Source organism: Hyalangium minutum, from assembly GCF_000737315.1.
GTDB classification, from domain to species: domain Bacteria; phylum Myxococcota; class Myxococcia; order Myxococcales; family Myxococcaceae; genus Hyalangium; species Hyalangium minutum.
Genome location: NZ_JMCB01000008.1, coordinates 415,352 through 432,957 on the forward strand (window position 1 = coordinate 415,352; position 17,606 = coordinate 432,957).

A 17,606-nucleotide genomic window follows, 5' to 3' on the forward strand; every position below is an offset into this window, starting at 1 on the left:
CGCGGCAACGGAGCGTCCATCACCTTGGACTCGACAATGGTTCAGCGCGCGGTCTGGGGCGAGACCCTGCAGCGCGCCATCGATCCGGGCACGCAGCAGAGCATCTGTGAACTCTTCCCCAGTGGGCAGCCCACGCCGGACTGCCCCACCCCCGAGTCCACGGATGGGGGTACTGCCACGGATGCAGGCACCGTCGCGGATGCGGGTACCATTGCAGACGCAGGCACGGGAGCGGATGCCGGAACGCCCGGAGACGGCGACGAGCCTCACGAGGAGCCACCGCCTCCCGAGAAGTCGGGCTGCGGAGCCACCTCGGCGGCTCCCCTGCTCGGGGCGCTCGTGCTGCTGCTGGGGCTGCGCAGAAGGATGTCCTAAGAGGCTCGCGCACGCATCCGGTTGTTCTTGGGCTGGTGCTCGACCTCGGCGAGCCCGAGCGCCTCGAGCACAGGGGGCACGTACACGCCGAAGCGGCCGCGGAGGCCCTTCTTGAGGCCATACCAGCCACCCACGGGATTCTTCGGCGAGCGGCCCCACGCCTCCACGGTCCCCTCGGCGGCGGGCTTCTGCTCGTCCGCGCCCCCCAGCGAGAGCCAGTCGCCATGGCGGACGAGCATCGCGTGCAGGTCCTCGATGCTGCGGAGGTGGTAGCGCAGCTCGGTTTTCCCCACGCGCACCACGAGAGCGGGCGGGTCCAGCGTCTCGTCGCGGAAGGCCTCGAACTCCGACGTCCCAGGGGGAGTCTTGAGCTTCCAGGGCTGCTCACGCGTCCCGAGGCCACCGGCGCCCGCAGCCTGCTTCTTCGCTTCGGGCTTCTTTGCTGGAGTCTTCTTCGCTGGAGCCTTCTTCGCCGGGGCCTTCTTCGCCGGAGCCTTGGTGGCCGGGGCCTTCTTCACCGAGGACTTCTTCGCTGCGGGCTTCTTGGCTGCCATGGTGTCCCTCTCAGGGATGGCCGGCGCATGGAGCGCCGACGATGGACCTGAAGCGGTGACTCTAACTTACTGGAGGCATGTGGACGCTGCGGCAGGAAGCCCTGTGGGCCATCCGCTGGATCCCTCTCTCGGACCTCGACTGCGGCCGCAGGAAGTCTCCTGACGAGCGCCTACCCTTGAAGTAGGATAGGAGTCACCGCATGCCGAGTGCCTCCTCGCCCCCATCGCTTCACCCCGCTCTGCTCCCACGGGGTACCGCCATCGGGCCTTGGCGCGTGGTGGACTGGGTCAACCGGGGCGTCAACGGCGCTGTCTACCGCGCCGTCCGCATCGGACAGGAGCACCTGCTTCCCGTCGCCCTCAAGCGCGCCCTGCTCGCGGAGGATCCTCGCTTCGAGCGCGAGCGGGAGCTGCTCTCGCGCACGTTGCATCCGCACATCCCCCGCCTGGTGGACTCCGGCTACTGGGTGAGCCCCAGCGGCGCGCGCCATCCTTTCGTCGCCATGGAGTGGATCGATGGCGTGCCCTTGTACGACTGGGCACGGATGTTCCTTCCCTCGGCGGCCCAGCAGTTGCGGCTGCTGGCCCAGGTGGCCTTCACCCTTCAGTATCTCCACGCTCAGGATGCACTCCACCGGGACTTGAAGGGCGGAAACATCCTGGTGCGCCGCTCCGACAGCCGTCTGTTCGTCACCGACTTCGGCTCGGGCATCTACCCGGACGCGGCCACGCTGACACCGCAGCAGTTGCCCCCAGGCACTCCGGCCTACCGCTCTCCCGAGGCCTGGCTGTTCAGCCAACGAAACCGGAACACCTCGGAGCGCTACCGGGCCGGGCCCGCGGATGATGTGTTCGCCCTGGGCGTCACCGCCTGCGTGCTCGCCACCGGCAAGTACCCGGAGATGGGTGAGCTCCGGAAGGATAAGCAGGGACATTGGTCCCTGGACTCGCTGATGCTGCCTCGGGCCTTGTTCTCGGCCCGGGTGCCGCCGCAGCAGCGCGACTTGATTCTGCGCATGCTCTCCATCCTCCCCGAGGAGCGCGACACCGCCGGGGAGCTGGCCCCTGCACTGGAGCGGGCGGCAGACTCTCTCTCCCATCCCTGCCCGCGTCCCAGCGCTTCGGAGACAGAGCGAGCGCCTTCGCACTCACGGCCGCCCTGGCTCGTGCTGGCGGTGGCCGCAGGCACGCTGGCGTCGTGGGCGGCATGGCTGACGTGGGCGGCCTTTCTCCCCGCGCGGGAAGAGGCCCCGCGTGTCTCGCAAGCCACCGCCCCGGCCGAGAGCAAGCCCTCACCCGAGGCGGGGCCTGTGGGGCTTGGCGAGGATGCGGCTTCCGCCCCACCTCCGAGCCCTGCCCTGCCCTCCACCTCCACGCCCTCGATCTCGGACAGTCCTCCCGATCCGTATGAGGGCCAGGCGCAGCCCGACAAGAAAGGCCGGTGTCCTCACCTTCAGCAGGTCATTCTCAACGGCGCGTGCTGGGCTCGTCTGGCGCTGACCCCAGAGAAGTGCGAGACCAGCGGCGGCGAGATGTACCAGGGGACCTGCCACGTGCCGATCTTCCCTCGCGGCGTCAAACGCCCCAACACCTCCGGCCACGAGCATCCCCCATAGGGGTCCTGAAGCCACAGATCTCGGCGAGCCGGGCTTTGTGCTTCAGAACGTGTTGGGTTCTATGAAAGAGCCGAACCAGGGCGATTCGTGCGCAACCCCCTACGGGGACCCTGCGATAACTCCGAACAGTGAAATCCGGATGGGAAGCCCCTTGGCACTGGCTCGTGATGCTTGGCGCTCTGCCTTGGGTGTCGCCTTAAGCGCGAGCCTGATGGGTGCCATGGGGTGCAGTGCGACACACGCCGCCCACCAGAGCACAGGCGAGTCAGGCTCGACGGCTGGCACCGCTGAGCGCGGCGATGCCCTCGCGCAGCGCGGGGACTCCCTCGCGCAAGCCGCAACGTGCGGCCCAACAGACAGCACCATCTCGTGCTGCCTCAAGCAGCATCCAGGCGTCTACGAGCGCTGCGGAGCGCTGGACCCCACGAAGGTCCCTACGCGAGCCCCCACCAAAGCCTCCCAGACGGATCCGCCTCCCCTTCCGCCCCCTACGAGCGCGGCCCCTCCCAACCGGAGAAAAAGGGAAGAGGAGTGCCGTCAATACTGGCTCCAGTGCATCGCGATGGGAGGCGAGTACGAGAAGCGCGGGCAGCACGGCCAGACGGTCTGCCAATCTTGCTACGAGACCTGTAAGGGAACAGGCTCCTGGCCTTCGGAGGTCAACGGCCTCGAGTGTCTCGGAGGCTACTAGCTGTGTCGCGCTCGCGCCGCGAATGGTGGAACACGGTTGCAGAGGCCCGCGAGTGGCTCTGCCTCGGAATGGCTTTCGGTGAAGTGCCTTTTGACGCCTACGTGGGCGCGCTCGTGGATCTGGAGCGGCAGTTTGCACGAGAGGCGCGCACTCCCTCCGAACGCCTGCACCTCCAGCGTCTGACGGCATTGAATGCCGTGCAAGCAGCGTTCGATCAGGCTCGTCCATGGAAGGACTTTGGCCCATGGCTGCGCAGGCTCCAGCGGTTGGGATTTCCCAACCTGTGGAACCGCCATCATGTCGCGTGCCTCTACGTGCAGTCCTTGAACAACTTCCCGGACCGGGCCCGAGACGCCTTTGCGATGTTGGCGGACACGGAGCAAAGGGTGTTAAGGCTCCACAAGGATCGTCGTTCGCAGCAACAGATGCTTGACGGGATCGACCATGCCCGACGCGAAGCCGCGAGCTACGGGATTCAACCTCCTGAGGAGTTGAAGCGGTAAAACTGGAATGCACTCGCGCGTGGCATTTACCTCCGACGACACCCGGGACTGGGGCCCGTCTGTGGCGGGTCCGGGCATGCTGCTGGACATTCCCCGCGAGGGACGCTGGCTGCAGCGGCCCTCCCTGCACTTCGAGGTGGCCGCTCCGTACCGGCTGCGTCTGACGAGTGGCGGGCAGCCGCTGCTCTGGGTGTGCATCGACAGCTATTGGGATCAATGTGGCTTCCTCCGGGGCACCGCCAGCGCGCCCTGGGGATTGCCTCCGCTGCGGGCCGCCGAGCTCCGCGAGGTGACCCATGAGCCAGGAACCGACCGCTGGTGGGAGGCCTGGACGTGGCGCTTGGGCCGAGCGCTCACCGAGTCGCTCCATCCCCTGCTCTACGCGGGCCGCTGGTGCCTGCGGCCTGTCCGGGCCATCGACGTGCGCCAGGCCTCGCGCTACCCCATCAGCCCCATGGAGTGGGGGTTCGGCGAGGAGATCGCTCCACCCCACTCCCTCGAAGGCCTCTCGCGCTTCGAGACGTTCTGGACCGAGGACTGGGCCACGGAGTCCGTGCTCTCAGGCGCGGTGCTCCCGCTGCGAGCCGCTTCCCCGGAAGACGACGGCCGGGTGAAGAGCTGGCGCAAGCACGCTCGGGACCGGACGTTGCCACCGGCGCTGCTGCTCTATGTGGACCTCCTGGCGAAGTGGCTGGTGCTGGATGGGCACGATCGCCTGCAGGCGGCTCTCCTCGAAGGGGTGACGCCGCCCCTGCTGGGGCTCTGGCCGGTCGTCGAGCGGGCGGACCCCTCCCGCGCCGTGTCGCAACAGGGGGCGCTGATTGCCGCCGAGTTCCAGCTGCGCGCGGGGGAGACTCCGCAGCGCATCGACCAGGTCAACCGCATGCTGGTGCGCAACTTCGCGGGGCCGCGGCGCGGCACCGTCACCCGTGCCTGGCCGCTGCGGGGTGGCCTCGAGGTGTGGAGGGCCGAGGTGCTGGCCTGGCGCCGGTGGAACACCTTCCCAACAGCCCCCCAGCCCTGGGAGTGGTTTGTGGGCACTACTTCTTGAGAGGCAGTTCCAGCTTCGCCGCGATCTCGAACCATCCGCTGTCGATCACCTCGGCCGAGATCTCTCGCGTGGCGCAGTCCACCCGCAGGCGCACGAAGTCCGCGCCGTCGTCTCGCTCCAGGTTGGCGTAGAAGACCAGCTCCTGAGGAGCCCGTCGCGGCGCCTCCCAGCTCGCCAGCCCGCGCTCCCCGATGGTGCCGCTGTGGATCACCTCCGGCCCCGGCTGATCCAACGTGAGGAAGTCCAGATCCTCCTTGGTGCGAGTCACCTTCGCCCCGGTCGCCAGCTCCACCAGCTCCATCACCTGCTGGAAGCTCGCCTCCGAATCCAGTTCCGCCTGAGTTCCTCGCAGCGCTTCGCTCAACTCCTCGATGGAGCGCGGCGCTGGCAGATACCGCGCTCCGAGCTCCACCCAGACCTGCCAGCGGACCCAGGCCAGCCGCACGCCGGCCCGCTCGGCCCAGCGCTCCGCCCCAATTTCCTCGAGCCTCGCGCGCAGTGCTGGCTCTGCCTCGTGGAGTTCGTGCTCGCTCATCGCTGCCGATGCTACCCCTGGCCTGTTACGCCTGGGAGCTCCCCCCGCTCTTTGGGCTGCATGGCAGAAGCCTGACGGGGAGACGTGGGCACGCGCCACTTCCGGCGGTGGGAAAAAGTCGGCGCTCGACCATGTTGGCGTTACAGCTATGCGCAAACACTCACTGATCATTTCCAGTCTTCTGGCGGTGTGGATCGTCCTGGCATGCAAGGACTCGGCAGCATCGGTGGAGCGGCCTTCCGCCGTAAGCGCGAGCGAGCTGCCCGCGGAGGACTCGGGGCCGGCACTGCTGCGCCAGCCGTACCTGCAGAGCGTGGGGCAGACGAGCGCCATCGTGGCGTTCCGGACCGGCGAGTCGTGCACGCCCCTGGTGCGCTATGGCCAAGGGACAAACGTGTCGCAGACAGCGACGGCCAACGAGGCGGGCTGGCGGCACGCGGTGCAGCTCACGGACCTGACGCCGGGGCAGACGTACAGCTACGTGGTGGAGGCGTGTGGCTCGGTCACCGGCGTGCGGCAGTTCCGCACCGCGACTCCCGCGACGGCGACGAGCCTCACGTTCACGGCGATGGGAGACTTCGGCACGGGCGACGAGACGCAGCAGGGGGTGCTATCGCGGCTCGCGCAGCCGGGCAACGCCGGCGAGCTGCTGCTGACGCTGGGAGACAACGCCTACTCCAAGGGCACCGAGCAGGAATTCCAGGACCGGATGTTCACCCCCATGGCGGCGGTGCTGCGGCAGGTGCCCCTGTTCCCCAGCCTGGGCAATCACGAGTATGGGACGGACCAGGGCCAGCCGTACCTGGACAACTTCTACCTGCCGGCCAACAACTCGGAGCACTCCGAGCGCTACTACTCGTTCGACTGGGGCCCGGTGCACTTCGTGGCGCTGGACTCGAGCTGCGCCATTGGCAGGGCCTCGCCGGATCGCTGCACGCTGGAGGCGCAGAAGCGCTGGGTGGAGCAGGATCTGGCCGCCTCGCAACGGCCGTGGAAGGTGGTCTTCTTCCACCACCCCTCCTGGTCCAGCGGCAAGCACGGCTCGGAGCTGACGATGCGGAACGAGTTTGGTCCCCTCTTCGAGCAGCACGGGGTGGACCTGGTGCTCACGGGGCATGACCACAACTACGAGCGCACCCAGCCGATGTGGGGCGGTGACGTGGCACCCGCGGGGACTCGAGGCATCACCTACGTAGTGGTGGGCAGCGGCGGCGCGAAACTGCGGCGCTTCCCGGAAGAAGCGCCGAGTTGGACGGCGTACCGCAACAACACGGACACGGGCTACCTGGAGGTGGCGGTGAATGGTGGCACGCTGACCGCCAAGTTCTACAACCCCAACGGCGAGGTGAAGGACAGCTTCACGCTGACGAAGACGCTGCCGGCCTCGGCGGGGCGCCTCGAGGCGAGCCCGGCCCCGGCGCTGGAGACGCCTCCGGGACCGGTGGACGATCCGGCGCACCCGCCCGCCTGGCTGCACTTCGAAAAGCCCCTGCCTCCCGCGAGCCCGGAGTCGATGGAGGACGACGACGAGCCGTCGCCCTGAGCGGCGCACGCTCGGTCCCCTCGTGCCCCACCTGCCGTGTCAGGGGTTCGCTTGCAGCGGCTTGCGCTCCTTCACGCAGACCTGGACCAGCTCGACCATGCTCATGCTGGAGCCGCCGACGTCGAACTTGTGGTTCTTGAAATCGGGATACCCGTTCTCCAGGACGCGCCCCGTCACGATGCACTCATTGAACTGTTCGAGCGCCTCGCTCTTGCGCGACTTGGCCAGGAGCGCCTTTGCCGATTCGTAGGCCTTCTTCGGCCCCTCGTCGAACCGGATCCGCACGTCGACCTGCTTCTGTGGCTCCTGCAGCGCCTCTGCCTTCTGGGCACACTGAGCCATCACCTCTTTCGGCTTGGCCGGTTGACCGCCCACGAGCACGTCGGACGAGGCGAGCCTGGCGTTCTCCTTCAACATCATGGCGCCTTCGTCCTGGCAGGCCTTGAGCTTCTCCATGGCGCTCGCGTACAGCTCCTTCCGCTTGCGGAGATCCGAGGAGGACGTAGCCGCAGCCGTCGCCGAGGTGGCGGCGTCCAGTGCCTCACCGGTCACCCGGCGCAGCGCCCGCTCCTGCTTCGCGAACTCGAGCACCTCCACCAACCTCAGCAGCTCGTTGCGCCCCCGCTCCGCGGACGAGGCGTAGCCGGCGTCCTGCCGCTCCAGCTCCATGCGCGTCTCGATCGCTTGCATGAGCGCGTCCACGCTCTTCGAGGCGGCCTCGATGTCGGCGTCGGTCGTCGTGAGAGCCTTCACGGCTTCGACCTTCTCCCTCGCCGTGGCCACCCGCTCGGTGAGCTGCGCGCGGGCCTCCACCGCGGACAAGGCGATCTTCCGCCGGGTGATGCGGTCGCTCAGCTCCGCCATTCGCTCCTTCGACTCCTTGGCGTACAGCGCGTAGTCGCGATCTTTCTTGACGAACGGGGCGCCCGCATCCAGCACCACGCCGATCTGCTTGACCGCGTTCTCCGCCTCCAGCAGCTGCGCCTCGGTGGGCTTGTCCTTCTGGATCTGGGCGACCACGGCCGTCGCGTTCTTCCGCGCCTCGTCGACCTTCGCGCGCTGACGCTGCAGATCGACCTCGTACCGGCGCTTCTCCATCGCCGCCTTGCCGTCCTTGATGAGCTGGCGCGCCTCGGCGGCGGCGGGGCTGATCGCGGGGTTCTTCGCGTGAACCGTCTCGAGCGTCTTCGACAGGATGGTCAGTGCCGTGTTCGCCTCCTCGAACTGCTCATCGGTCGGCGCCCGCTTCTCGAGATTGCGCAAGGCCTGCACGACGTCGACGCGCGCCGCATCGAGGCTGCGGACCTGGAGCGCGACCTCCACCTCGACGAGCGTGTTCTTCACCTCGGTGATGTACTGGCCGATCGCCGGACTCCGCGAGGCCTGCGGCTCGTACTTCTCCACCAGCTTCCGGACGACGAACGCCGCGGTCTTGGCCTCGGCGAACTGCTCGGGCGTCGGCTTCCTGGCGCGCAGCGCCTTGGCGGACGCGACGAGCTCATCATGGGCAGGCCCCATCTCCTCCTTGACCCGCGAGACGCCCGCCGCCGCCACGCTCTCCTCCATCTTCTGCTTCGCCTGGGCGATCTCGGCGCGAGCCTTGTCCGCCTCCGCGCGGTACGCCTTGTCGCTCGCCTCGAGCGGCTTGCCCTCGTCGAGCTGCTTCTGCAGCGCCGCCGACGCCTTGTCGGCGGCCCCGAACTTCTCGTCCGACCAGGCCTTGCCCAGCTCGGCGAGCGCGGTGGACAGGGCCTTGCGGCGCTCGTCCAGGAGTCCTCGCTGCTTCTGGGCCGACAGCGCCAACCACCGCTCGTCGATCGCCTTCTCTTGACGGGAAACGGCGGTGTCGACCTCGGTGAGGTACGTGGCGAATTTCGGATCCTGCTTCGTCAGCGACCGGCTCTCATCGGCCAGCTTCTTGACCTCCGCCACCGCGGCGCGCGCATCGTCCATCTCCTTGGGACCGGGCTCCTTGCCCGCGACCTTGGCCATGCGCTCGTTCAGGGTCGCCATCGCGCTGTCGATGCGCCGGCGGAACTCGAAGATGTGGATCTTGGCCCGGCGCTCGTCGACGTACTCGCGCTGCGTCCGGTACTCCTTCCGCGCGGCCAGGACGGCCTTGGCGTAATCGAGGTCCTCCGTCTCGAAGCTCGCTCCTGCGTCGAGCGCGCTCTTCAGTGCGTCCACCGCCGCGAGGGCGGAATCGAGGTCCGCGTTGCTCGGCGGATCCTTTTCAATCCGTTTGACGGCGGCCGACAGGGCGGTGCGCGCGCTCTCGAGCCGCTTGGTTGCCTCCGCGACGGACTTCGCGGCGCCAGCCTCTGGCGCTCCGGCGGAAGCATCGACGGAGGCGAGGGCGAAGAACCCGATGAGGATCAGCGTGGGGGTACGTACCATGCGGGCGTATTTACTACAGCGGGGTGGAGGGAGCCTCGGGATAATGGCGGCGAAACCCGTTCCGGCTCGCCCGGCTGGAGACCGGAGAGAGAGCCCGCTGGGCGCACGCGTCGTCGCTGTCGACTGGGACCCAGAGGCGGACAAAAATAGAACGGACCTCCTCTTTCTCATCGCCGACACGGCGGGTCTTTCGAGCCACTCCACACCTGGAGACTTCCTGAATGCTGAAGCGAATCATTCCGGCCCTTGCAGCACTGCTGGTGGCCTGTGTCGGCAACACCGAGTGCAGACTCGATGATCCACACTCATGCTCGTCCGGCCTCGTCTGCGAGCAAGTGAGCGGGGAGGATGTCCCCCAGTGCTTCGCGCCGGTGCAGGTCGAGGGGAAGGTGTTCGATCTGCTCTCGGGCCAGCCAGTCGCGGGCGCGGAGGTCACAGCGCTGGACATCAACGGGACCGCCGTAACAGGCGTTGCGGTGAGCGGCCTGGATGGCCACTACACCCTGCCCATCCCCACCGAGCGCTCGGACAGCGAGGGCACCCCTGTGGGCACGAGGGTGACGTTGCGGGCTGCTGCGCGCAACTACCGACCGTTCCCCTCGGGCGTGCGCATCTCACTGCCCCTGGACACCACGGGCGCCACCAGCGCCGGGAGTGAGCAGCCTTGGGTGCTCGCCTCGGCCCAGACGGACGTGGGCTTGAGCGCGGGACTGTCGGCGGAGCGATTCTGGCTGAACGTGTCCGGCACTGTGGAGCTGCCCACAGGCAAGCCCGCGCTCGTTGTTATTGAGGGCAACGGCCGGGTGTACTCCGCGGTGACGGACGCCTCGGGGACGTTCCGGGTGTTCAACGTGACACCGGGGAGCGGCTATACGGTCCAGGCCTATGTGAAGGGCGCCAACTACACGCAGGTGGATCTCCAGGTGCCGTCGTCGGGCATGGATGTGTCCTCGGTGAGCCTGCGCAGGGCGGGAGACGCGAGCGCTGTGCTGAACGGCAGCGTGCAGTGGGTGGCGGGGGCCAACAGCGCGGGCACCAGCGTCGTGATGATGGTGGAGAGCACCTTCCATGACGCGCTCGTTCGCGGCGAAGTGCCACCGGGGCTGCGTGCGCCGGATCCAGGCCAGGCCCCCACGGTGACGGGGGCTTTCTCCATCTCCGGAGTTCCAGACGGCAAGTACGTGGTGCTGGCGGCCTTCGACAACGACGGCAACGTGCGCGACCCGGACCCCAGCATCTCGGGCACACAGATTGTCCACCTGACGGTGGCCAATGGCATCCCGAGCCTGAGTCCCTCGTTCAAGGTGACGGGCGCCATCGAGATCACCAGTCCGGGTCCCGGGGAGGCGACCGACCAGGTGACGTTCCCGCCAAAGTTCCGCTGGAAGCCCTACCCCAGCGCCAGTTCCTACGAGGTGCGCCTGTTCGACTCGCAGGGCAGTGAAGTGTGGGAGAACCTGGCGGTGGCTGCGGACGCCCAGAATGGCTCGGGCTTTGTCCAAGCGTCATATACGGGCAAGGCGCTGATCCGAGGCCTCACCTATCAGTGGCGCGCCACCGCCAAAGACACCTCGGGCAACCCCATTTCCAGCACCGAGGATCTGCGCGGCCTGTTCATCGTGCAATAGCGGCGACGGCCGCTGGGCCCAGCCAACCTTGCAGATGCTCCAAGCGGCGGGTTCGATTGCCGTTGCCTCCTGGCCGGAGTTCATGGGTCCGCTATCAAACATCCGGCCAGTCAAGCGCCTCATTCAACTCGCGCCTTTTGCCCGAGAAACTGTTGGACGGAAACAAGCAGGCAAGACGGAAGACACCGAACAGGGGGTCGGCTCTTCGCTTGGAACTGGCGGTGCCGGTCTCCGAAACTGCGATGACGAACACATCCAGTGTTGTTCTCTCGCGTCGACGAAGCGATTGACTGGATTAGGACTCACAAGGCTGAAGTGGCACTCGGAATGGTCGTTATCATTGCCGGAACCGCCTTCGTCATCACCACAGGCGGCACTGGCGCGCTGATTCTCGCTCCTCTTGCACTCTAACCTGACACGCCAATGACCTATAACTCAAACTTCGACATTGACGCCGTCATGAAGACCGTTGGTACAGTGGGAGCAAAATACCCGGAGGGTACGCCGGAAGACGAGGCGCTCCGAATTGTCTCGCTGGCGTTGCTTTACGTTCGCGACATCCAGAAGTTGGATGACTACCGTGAATATTTCCGGCGATTCTTCACCTACAAGCCTGTGACCATTGCTCAGACATTCGCGACAAGAGACGAAGCGGACACGTGGCTCGCCAGCGGAGAAGCAAAGGACGGCGATCTGGTCAAAATCGCTGACCAAGGGTTCATCGTGATAGATGCGCTCAAGGGGTTGAAGTTCGTGCCGACGCGCCTGCCGGAGGAACTGGCACCTCCAGGTTCGCAGTAGGCCACGCTCGGGCGGTGCGGGCTACTGAGGTGGGCATTGCAGACCGTGTACGCGCGGCCCGCAAGTTCTGGCCGCTCGCATCCGTGAGCGGCTCCCCCCTGGTGGCCGCATGTACCCCCCGTGTGCCCCTCCAGCGGGGAATTGAGGGGTTTTGCTTCCGCCTTGATGCGGGTTCGATTCCCGCCGCTCCCAAGCAGAGCAACCCGCCGCTTTCAAGGCGCCGCCCTCTGAGAACGGCGGCGGCGCTCGCATTTTCGGGACCAAATCCGGTTTTTGGGACCCCAAAAGGACCAAGCCGGAGACGGAAACGACATGAGCAAGACGTGGCTCGGCAAGTGGAAGCGTATAGGCGGGATACGCCTGGCTAGACAACGCGGCCACCATGAGTGGCCAGGTCATCATCCGAGACCTGGGGCTGGATGGAAACTCCGCCAACAACACCACCGCCGAGACGAATGGCATGGTGTTGCTGGCCGACAACGCTGTCGTGGAGAACACCCAGATCTTGAACATGCGGGGCTCTGGAATCCAGCTGACGAGCACCAACCGCGCGGGCACTCCAGCGAATGCACTCTCAAGCTCCTTCCCCACGCTGGGAGGGCGCATCGCGAAAAATGTCATTTCGAAGCCGGGCGGCCACGGCATCCTCATCAAGGGTGTGGACTGGCTCGTCGAAGTGCTCGACAACCAGATCGATGGCACCGGCCTGGATGGTATCGTCCTGGACAGCGGTAGCGTGTGTGTGGTGCGCGGCAATGACCTCTTCATGATCGGCAAGAATGGGATCGTCACCAAGGCCCATGTGTTCATCACCACCGTAAAGTAGCCTCACCGTGATCGGGAACACCCTTGATGGCGTGGGGGGCACTGGGCTTGGGAACAATGGCCTTCATTATACCTATGGTGTCGCTCTTTCGAGCACTGGGACCTGGATCATCAAAGATAACTTGATTAACCATATCGGAAGCATACACACGCCGTATTTGAAGACGTACCAGAAAACAGATTCGGAATGCAGCAGTTTCTAGGCAGCGCGCCGCCAGGCATCAGACATCCTTCCATTCAATTTCTCCATGCACTTTGAGTAGCTCGCCAGTATAGCGTGATGACATGAACCGATTCGCCGTCACAATGTTAGTGGTTACGCTGTCCGCGGGGGTGTGCGAGGCGTTGGGCTCCAGCCCGCCAGGCTACAGCGTTCAGATAACGCGCGCTGGCCTCGACCCCCTCATCAACGGCATTGCCAACCTGTCCGAGGCGTACGCCAAGAAAAGCCCTGCGCCGGACGCCACCATGGACATCTCTAACGTCCACTTGATCTTCAAAGGGATGAGCATCAGCACGTTGGAGCGGCCGGCGTTCGTGTACACGTTGCAAGCACCGAACAAGCTCCTCACCAAGGTCACCTTGCCCAAGGTCATCATCAAGGGCCTCTTTCAGGCGTCGCGACGGACGCAATTCGAGACGCAAGAAGATCAAGGCAACGTCGACTTCACCCTGGTCAACGCCACGCTCACGCAGTCCGTCACCCTCGGCACGTTCGAGAACGGCATCCTGAGAGTCGACCAACGCGACTGCAAAGCGACCCTCGGTTCGACCAACGTGGCCATCCAGAACAACCAACAATCATTCTCGGCCGATGCAGTCAGGGCAGCCGCCCCAGCGGAACGGCAACTGCTCGCCACGAATCTGTGCAACGTGTTGACCCAGCTGCTGACGAAGAAAGTGGACAGGGCCCTGGCTCAATTGCCAAGCGTGTTGAGCTTCAGCAACAACGTGTCGTTGAAGGGGCAGCTCACGCCGGCCTTCACAGTCGACTCTGTCAAAGTGAACTTCTCCGAAGAGAGCATCACCGGCTTCGCCAGTGCCTGGGCGCCGGTCCTGTGCGACACGAGCGTGGCAGGCAGTCCGCAGGCCATCCTGACCGTGAGCGACGTCACGTTCAACAAGCTCTTGTACCTGGATTACAAGAGCGGCCTCTTGAACTTCACCCTCTCGCCGTCCAGCGCGCCCATCCTGTACCAGAAAATAACGTTGGACTGCGGCGAGTCCGGCGTGTGCCTGGGCAACGTGGACAAGAAGTTGCCCGAGCGCTTCGGCAAGGACGCAAAGGTCGAGCTGCAGATGGAAGCGCCCATGGCGTCCACCCTCGAATTCAAAGAGAGCAGTACCGCCATGACGGCCAGCTGGCGCGCCACTGTCTACATCACGAAGAATCAAGAGGGCGCCCCCCGGACGCTGGTGGCCAGCGGCGCTGTGTCCGCCAGCGGGCCGCTGCAAGCGAACATCCAAGGCGAGAAGGCCTACGGCAGGGTGAACATCGCGGAGCTCAAGCTCAAAGTCGATCAGCCCGAGGTGCAATCCTGGGATCAGGACGCCCAGAGCCTGTTCAAGGACATCGTCCAAACCTACATCAACGATTTCTTCTTGAAAGACGGACTCTCGTTGCCGTCGGGACTGAGCGTCGAGAACGCGAGCATCAAATTCAGCCCCCACTGTGGGAAAGCGCCGTTCAGCTTGGACTACACGGGAATCTTGAGCAGCGAAGAATGACCCAAAGAGAGCGCTCCGAGGCCATGCTGCTATGGGGCGCGCGGCGCTCTGGCCCCAATGTCTTGCCCCATGGCACGGGACATCGGAGGGTTGCGCGCGGCGGCCCGCAGCGTCACTCTCTTGCCCACGGGGGTGCCCTCGCTGTCCGAGCGCTCGGTGGGAATGGGCAGGGCGTAGTGACCATCCACGCCGCTCACCGCGACGCCCGCCACGGCGGTCCCGTTGATGTCCAGCGCTGTCACCTCCGCGCCCGCGACTGGCTGGCCTGAGAGGAGATCGAACACCTTGCCCTCGACCTGCACCGGCGCGAAGCACTGGGGGATATCCTTCCCGCGCACATGCTCACAGACGAGACCGGACGAGCATGAGCGTGGATCATCGAGTCTGCACTCGGTGTTGCCGACACAGGCCATCAGCAGTGCTGCAAGGGCCGGAATGATTCGCTTCAGCATTCAGGAAGTCTCCTGGCATGAAGGGGCTCGAACGACCCGATCTGGCCCTGGTACTCCGGACGAAGGCAAGCGAAGTTGCCCCCCAGACAGCAGGCCCACTACTGTCGGAGCTTTGGTCTTCCAAAGGACCGCACGCGTGCGACGCTCCTCTCTCAGCCCTCGGCTCTCCCCCGCATCTTCCTCTTTCCTGGCCGTCCTGGCCCTGCTCGTCGCGGCTCCCGCCAGCGCGCAGTGGACTGCGGGGCCTGCCATGGCGGGTGCCCACTCGCAGGGGGTGGCTGTCACCGATACCAACGGCCGCATCCACGTGATCGGCGGCAGCAGCACCACTGCCAGCGAGACCAGTCTTCACGAGGAATTCAACCCCGCCACCAACACCTGGACCAGCCGCGCCCCCTTGCCCACCGCCAGTCGTGGCATGGGGGCCTCCCTGGGACCCGACGGACGCATCTACGTCTATGGTGGCTACAGCGGCACGGGCGCCACCGGCGCGTTCTACGCCTACAACCCCAGCACCAACGCGTGGACCACCCTGCCCTCCATGCCCACCCCTGTGTGGATGCCTCGGGGCGACTTCGCCTTGGACGGAAGGCTCTTCGTCTTCGGTGGAGAGAACAGCTCGGGCACCCCTCTCGACACGACCCAGATCTACAACCCCTCCAACAACCTCTGGACCCTGGGTTCAAGCATGGGCCTGGCGCGCAAACAGCATGGGGTCTTCCGAGGCTCGAGTGGGAGCCTCTACGTCGTGGGCGGCCAGAACGCCAACGGCGTGGCGATCAGCTTGGTGTATTCCTACACCCCCTTCACCGGTACCTGGAACGTCGGCCCGAGCATGCCGGTGGCCATGAACTCCTTCGGCCAGGCCCTCTCGGCAGACCGCACCCGGTTCTTCGTGCTTGGAGGCTCGAGCAGCAACGGCAACGACAGCGCGCCCTACTTCAACAATGTCTACATGTTCAACGAGGAGACCCATACCTGGTCGAGCCTCACCCCGCTCACCACGGGGCGCCGCGACCTGGCGGCCAGCGTGATCGGCTGCCGGCTGCGTGCCCTCGGCGGCACCAACGGCACCCGCCTCGCGACCCATGAGGTGTTCCAGCTCACCGGCGCGCCAGACGACAATGGCAATGGTCTACCGGACTACTGCGAGAATGGGGCGGACAGGGATGGCGACTCGGTGGCGGACGCCAACGACAACTGCCCTACCCTCTCCAACCCGGATCAGCGCAACACCGACGGTGACAGCCAGGGTGACGCGTGCGACGCCGACGATGACAACGATGGGGTGCCCGACACCACCGACAACTGCTCGCTGGTGGCCAACGCCAGCCAGGCCAACGCGGACGGCGACAGCCAGGGTGACGCGTGCGACGCCGACGACGACAACGATGGGGTGCCCGATACCACCGACAACTGCTCGCTGGTGGCCAACGCCAACCAGACCAACACGGACGGAGACAGCCAGGGTGACGTCTGCGACGCCGACGACGACAACGATGGGGTACAGGACACCGTCGACAACTGCTCCCTGATCTCCAATTCGAACCAGACCAACACCGACGGAGACAGCCAGGGCGACGTCTGTGACGCGGACGATGACAACGACGGAGTGGCGGACGTCACCGATAACTGCTCCCTCCTCTCCAATCCGGACCAGCGCAACACGGACAATGACAGCCAGGGTGACATCTGCGACGCCGACGACGACAACGATGGGCTGCAGGACACCGTCGACAACTGCCCCCTGATCTCCAATTCGAACCAGACCAACACCGACAGCGACAGCCAGGGTGACGCGTGCGACGCGGACGACGACAACGACGGCGTGGCGGACGCCACCGATAACTGCTCCCTCCTCTCCAACCCGGATCAGCGCAACACGGACAATGACAGCCAGGGTGACGTCTGCGACGCCGACGACGACGGCGATGGGGTGCCCGACACCACCGACAACTGCGTCCTGATCTCCAACCCGGGTCAGGCTGATCAGGACAACGATGGCCGAGGCGATGTCTGCGACAACGACGGCGACAACGACACCGTGTCCGATGCGCAGGACAACTGCCCCACCGTCCCCAACGCGGACCAGACCGACTCGGATGGCGACAACCAGGGCAACGTTTGCGACCTGGATGATGATGGCGACGGAGTGGCGGACGCCACCGACAACTGCTCGCTCATCGCCAACTCCGACCAGCGCAACACCGACGGAGATTTTGACGGTGACGTGTGCGACCAGGATGACGACAACGACAGCATCACGGACAACGGGGACAACTGCCCCCTGGTGGTCAACACCGACCAGCGCAACACCGACGGCGACAGCACGGGCGATGCCTGCGACAGCGACAGTGACAATGACGGGGTGCCTGACACCACCGATAACTGCGACTTCGTCTCCAACGCCGATCAGGCCAACGCCGACAACGACGCGCAGGGCAACGCTTGCGACTCGGACGACGACAATGACACCGTGGCCGATGGCTCGGACAACTGCCCGCTCACCCCCAACACCGACCAGGCCGACAGCAACAGGAACGGCAAGGGCGACGCCTGCGACGTGGACAACGACACCGACAAGGACGGCATCGCCAACGCCGTGGACAACTGCCCCCAGGTGGCCAACCCTGACCAGGCGGACTCCGACACGGACGGCAAGGGCGACGCCTGCGAGGGCGACGGCGAGGGCGGAGGTTGCGGCTGCGGCGCGGGCCCTACCGGCGCCTCGAGCCTGATGGTGTGGGCGCTGGCCAGCCTCGCCCTGATGGCCCGTCGGCGCTTCGTCCGCTGAGACCTGAGCCCTGGATGGGGCCTTGCTCACAAGCCCAGCCCTCTGACATCCCCCTGCTGCGAGGACAGCCTGGGCAGGGGTGTGCATCATTCTCCTGCTCGCCAGCTCATTCC

The 17,606-nt window shown here is 65.8% G+C and carries 14 protein-coding genes; 10 read left to right on the top strand and 4 right to left on the bottom strand.

The features are described from left to right. Positions 1-36: 36 nt before the first annotated feature. The gene (locus DB31_RS23055; protein ID WP_052420174.1) at positions 37-375 is read left to right on the top strand and encodes a hypothetical protein; all 339 of its coding nucleotides are present in this window, start codon (positions 37-39) and stop codon (positions 373-375) included. Here the strand turns inward: DB31_RS23055 and DB31_RS23060 are convergent. Continuing rightward, a complete protein-coding gene (locus DB31_RS23060) occupies positions 372-929 on the bottom strand; it encodes a DUF6855 family protein (RefSeq protein WP_205628553.1) in 558 nt (185 codons plus the stop codon). The genes DB31_RS23055 and DB31_RS23060 overlap by 4 nt on opposite strands. A gap of 200 nt (positions 930-1,129) precedes the next feature. Here DB31_RS23060 and DB31_RS23065 point away from each other — a divergent pair, with 200 nt between their 5' ends. The 3 genes from DB31_RS23065 to DB31_RS23075 all read left to right on the top strand — a co-directional run bounded on the left by DB31_RS23065 (position 1,130) and on the right by DB31_RS23075 (position 4,790). Further along, positions 1,130-2,545: a serine/threonine protein kinase gene (locus DB31_RS23065; RefSeq protein ID WP_044191357.1), complete on the top strand. Its 1,416-nt coding sequence runs from the start codon at positions 1,130-1,132 to the stop codon at positions 2,543-2,545. Between the two features lie 693 nt (positions 2,546-3,238). Next, positions 3,239-3,739 (top strand): hypothetical protein, encoded by a 501-nt coding sequence (locus DB31_RS23070; RefSeq protein ID WP_044191360.1) that lies wholly within the window; start codon positions 3,239-3,241, stop codon positions 3,737-3,739. 19 nt (positions 3,740-3,758) lie between these two features. Then, entirely contained in the window at positions 3,759-4,790 is a 1,032-nt protein-coding gene (locus tag DB31_RS23075) for a hypothetical protein (protein ID WP_240486840.1), read from the top strand. Here DB31_RS23075 and DB31_RS50625 read toward each other — a convergent pair. Further along, a complete protein-coding gene (locus tag DB31_RS50625; RefSeq protein WP_063769254.1) occupies positions 4,780-5,325 on the bottom strand; it encodes a hypothetical protein in 546 nt (181 codons plus the stop codon). The two genes, DB31_RS23075 and DB31_RS50625, sit on opposite strands and share 11 nt — an antisense overlap. A gap of 148 nt (positions 5,326-5,473) precedes the next feature. Here DB31_RS50625 and DB31_RS23085 point away from each other — a divergent pair, with 148 nt between their 5' ends. Beyond that, complete coding sequence (locus DB31_RS23085; RefSeq protein WP_240486841.1) at positions 5,474-6,868, top strand: purple acid phosphatase family protein; 1,395 nt, start codon at positions 5,474-5,476, stop codon at positions 6,866-6,868. 39 nt (positions 6,869-6,907) lie between these two features. Here DB31_RS23085 and DB31_RS23090 read toward each other — a convergent pair whose 3' ends face one another. After that, entirely contained in the window at positions 6,908-9,265 is a 2,358-nt protein-coding gene (locus DB31_RS23090) for a hypothetical protein (RefSeq protein WP_044191365.1), read from the bottom strand. A gap of 221 nt (positions 9,266-9,486) precedes the next feature. Between DB31_RS23090 and DB31_RS23095 the strand changes: the two genes are divergently transcribed. The 4 genes from DB31_RS23095 to DB31_RS23110 all read left to right on the top strand — a co-directional run bounded on the left by DB31_RS23095 (position 9,487) and on the right by DB31_RS23110 (position 14,247). Beyond that, on the top strand, positions 9,487-10,893 hold the full coding sequence (locus DB31_RS23095; RefSeq protein WP_044191366.1) for a carboxypeptidase-like regulatory domain-containing protein: 1,407 nt from the start codon (positions 9,487-9,489) through the stop codon (positions 10,891-10,893). Between the two features lie 459 nt (positions 10,894-11,352). Next, entirely contained in the window at positions 11,353-11,694 is a 342-nt protein-coding gene (locus DB31_RS23100) for a hypothetical protein (RefSeq protein WP_240486842.1), read from the top strand. Between the two features lie 382 nt (positions 11,695-12,076). Beyond that, on the top strand, positions 12,077-12,520 hold the full coding sequence (locus DB31_RS23105) for a right-handed parallel beta-helix repeat-containing protein (RefSeq protein WP_044191371.1): 444 nt from the start codon (positions 12,077-12,079) through the stop codon (positions 12,518-12,520). Positions 12,521-12,804: 284 nt separating this feature from the next. After that, positions 12,805-14,247 (top strand): LBP/BPI/CETP family protein, encoded by a 1,443-nt coding sequence (locus DB31_RS23110; protein WP_083968603.1) that lies wholly within the window; start codon positions 12,805-12,807, stop codon positions 14,245-14,247. Positions 14,248-14,276: 29 nt separating this feature from the next. On the opposite strand, the gene DB31_RS49680 is transcribed toward DB31_RS23110, so the two are convergent. Next, complete coding sequence (locus tag DB31_RS49680) at positions 14,277-14,699, bottom strand: carboxypeptidase-like regulatory domain-containing protein (RefSeq protein WP_044191377.1); 423 nt, start codon at positions 14,697-14,699, stop codon at positions 14,277-14,279. Between the two features lie 136 nt (positions 14,700-14,835). Here DB31_RS49680 and DB31_RS45065 point away from each other — a divergent pair, with 136 nt between their 5' ends. Beyond that, a complete protein-coding gene (locus DB31_RS45065) occupies positions 14,836-17,493 on the top strand; it encodes a thrombospondin type 3 repeat-containing protein (protein WP_052420175.1) in 2,658 nt (885 codons plus the stop codon). The last annotated feature ends 113 nt before the right edge of the window (positions 17,494-17,606 follow it).